We start from the raw sequence: 3,060 nt of genomic DNA on the forward strand, positions 1-3,060 counted from the left end.
TCCCCGAGTCCGTCGCGCGCCCGTCGTCCGTCGAGGAGCTGGAAGAGATTCTCAAGGAAGCCACCGCCACTCGCACGTGCGTCACGCCTGCTGGTTGGCAGAGCAGCACCACCGGCGCCAGCATCACCGACCGGGGCATCCTCCTCTCGCTGCGCAACTTCAGTCACATCGGTGACGTCGACACCGACCAGCGGATCATCCGCGTCGGTGCCGGCGCCATCGTGGCCGACGTGCGGCGCGCCGCCGAGGCGAAGGGGCTGCTCTTCACCCCCGATCCCACCAGTGAGGAGGAATGCACCGTGGGTGGCGCGATCGCCTGCAATGCGAGTGGCGCGCGCAGCCTCCGCTACGGTGCTACCGGTCCGCATGTGCGCGCGCTCACGGTGCTGCTCGCAAGTGGTGAGACGCTCGAACTCCGCCGGCCGCAGCTCGAAAAGAACACCGTAGGCTATCGCATCGCGCATGACCCGGTGGAGTGGTTCGTGGGGAGTGAGGGCACGTTGGGCGTGGTCGTCGACGCCGAGTTCGCGCTGCAGCCGCTGCCGCATCAGGTGCTCGGGCTCATCGTGCCCTTCGCCAGCGAAACCGATGCGCTCGCGTTCGTTGTCGCGGCGCGCATGAGCCCCGCGGTGCATCCGCGCTGTCTCGAATACTTCGATCACGGCGCCATGGATATTGCGCGCGCCGCCGAAGGCAGCAGCAACTGGGCCACGCAGGCACGTGCCATGGTGTACGTAGAGGAGACCGGCGCACGCGAGGACGGCGACGAGGAGCTGCCGCTGGACGAATGGCTCGCGCTGGCCGAGGCGCATCACGCGATGGCCGAGGATATTCGCGTGTACGATTCACCCACCAGCCAGCTCGAAGCGCGTCGCATGCGTCACGCCGTACCCGCCACGATGAATGAACGGGGCGCCGCGCGCCGGCCGTTCGGCGGCCGCAAGGTGAGCACCGATTGGGCCGTACCCTACCCACGACTTGCCGAAGCACTCGACATTGCCCGCAAGTTCGCGATCGAAGCGGGTATTCCACTGGGCATCGCGTACGGGCACGCCGGTAACGGACACCCACACCAGAACTTCGTGGCGCAGGATGCCGCGGAACTCAAGCGCATCGAGCAGGTGGTATACGCCACGCTCAGGGAAGTGATCGCGATGGGCGGTACGGTTGCCGCCGAACACGGCATCGGGAAGCTCAAGAGCCGGTGGCTCCCGCTGCAGATGAGCGACGCGCAGCAGCGCCTCATGCGCGCCGTGAAGCAGGAGTTCGATCCGTACGGCCTGCTCGCTCCCGGCAACGTTCTCGCGTAGTCTGCTCCGCGCCTCCTCTTCTCCGCGCCTCCCCTTCTCTGTGTCTCCAAAGTTCAAAACCGTCGTCTTCGACGTCGACTCCACGCTGGCCGCCATCGAAGGCATCGACTGGCTCGCCGCGTTGCGCGGCCCCGACGTTGCGAAGCACAGCGAAGAGCTCACGGCGCGGGCCATGGCCGGCGAGCTCCCCATCGAGGCGGTGTACACCACGCGACTCGAGCGTATCCGCCCCACCGCGCAGGAGTTACTCATGCTGGCGCACGCATATCAGGAGGCGGCGGAACCTGGTGCGAAGGAGCTCATCGCTGAATTGCAGCAGGCGCGGGTGCAGGTGCATCTGCTGAGCGGCGGGTTGCGCCCCAGCATCATTCCGCTCGCCCTGCAGCTCGGTGTCCCCGTAGACCACGTGCATGCCGTGAGTCTCGCGCAGGACGACGCCGGGACCTTCAGCCAGCTCGATGGCGATCAGCCCCTCGCCACACAGCGCGGCAAACCGCTCACCGTGCAGCGTCTTCAGCTCCGTGGTCCCGTAGCCATGGTGGGCGATGGCAGCACCGATGCGGCAGTACGAGGCGTGGTCGATAACTTCTTTGCCTATACCGGTGTGGCACGACGCGAGAACGTGGTAAGAGTCGCCGACGCCGAAGCGAAGAGTTTTGAGGAGCTACGCGGATTACTCTTCGCGTAGTCGCGCCCTGCAGTCAGGTGGCAACGCCTTACTCTTTACGCCGTTCCCCGTAATCTCCCGCCATGACCACGTTCGGCACGTTCTTCCTCCCCGGCCCCACCGAGGTCCGCCCCGAGATCCTGCAGGCGATGACCGGGCCCATGCTCCCGCATCGCGGGGCGAAGTTCGAGGAGCTGTTCGCCAAGGTGCAGGCCGGCCTCAAGCCCATCTTCCGTACACAGCGGCCCGTGTACGTGAGCAGCAGCAGCGCCACGGGGCTCATGGAGGCCGCCATCCGGTGTGCGCGGCCGGGCGCGATTCTGTGCCTGGTGAACGGCGCGTTCAGTGAACGCTTCGCCCACATCGCACAGAGTTGCGGGCGTGACGCCACCGTGATCGGGGGTGACTGGCATCGTCCCGTACCGCTCGATGTCGTCGAAGCCGCACTCTCAGCCAGGCCGTACAGCGCGCTCACCGTGGTGCACAGCGAAACCAGCACCGGTACGCTCACGGATATCCAGACACTCACGCAGCTCGCGCACCGCTACGACTGCGCCGTGCTCGTGGACAGCGTCACCGGGCTTGCTGGTGTGCCGGTGGAAACCGATGCCTGGGAGCTCGATTTCGTGCTCACCGGGTCGCAGAAGGCGCTCGCGCTGCCGCCCGGGCTCGCGTTCGGTGTGGCCAGCGAGCGGTTCATTGCCGACGCGAAGCAGGCGGAGGGCCGCGGGATGTACTTCGATCTTGTGGAGTTCGAGCAGTACATCCACAAGAACCAGACGCCCAACACGCCGGCACTCAGTCTGCTCTACGCCACCGCCGTGCAGGGTGAGCGCATCGCCAAGGAAACCATCGAGCGTCGCTGGGAGCGCCACACGCAGATGGCCGAGCATACCCACAGTTGGGTGCACGAACTGCGGCAGCGTGTCGGTGAGGCGTTCAGCCTCTTTGCGCCGGACGATGCGTACAGCACCACGGTGACCGCCGTGAAGGTCCCCGAGCGCCTTAGCCCCGACGCCATCGTGAAGGGGGTTGCCGCCCGCGGCTTCGTCATCGGCGGCGGCTACGGCAAGCTGAAGGGCA

3 protein-coding genes are annotated in these 3,060 nt (G+C 66.6%); all 3 read left to right on the forward strand.

Annotation, left to right across the window (positions count from 1 at the left end; translation table 11 throughout):
* Positions 1-1,310 (forward strand): FAD-binding oxidoreductase (locus ACIQ6O_RS15420; RefSeq protein WP_396208665.1); only part of this gene is annotated, 1,310 nt, incomplete at its 5' end.
* Positions 1,311-1,350: 40 nt separating this feature from the next.
* Positions 1,351-1,998, forward strand: a complete 648-nt coding sequence (locus ACIQ6O_RS15425; protein WP_396208666.1) for an HAD-IB family phosphatase — start codon at positions 1,351-1,353, stop codon at positions 1,996-1,998.
* A 62-nt stretch (positions 1,999-2,060) separates the two neighbouring features.
* Positions 2,061-3,060: pyridoxal-phosphate-dependent aminotransferase family protein (locus ACIQ6O_RS15430; RefSeq protein WP_396208667.1), on the forward strand; the 1,000-nt coding region annotated here is incomplete at its 3' end.

This window comes from Gemmatimonas sp., from assembly GCF_044345575.1.
In the GTDB taxonomy this organism is placed as follows: domain Bacteria; phylum Gemmatimonadota; class Gemmatimonadetes; order Gemmatimonadales; family Gemmatimonadaceae; genus Gemmatimonas.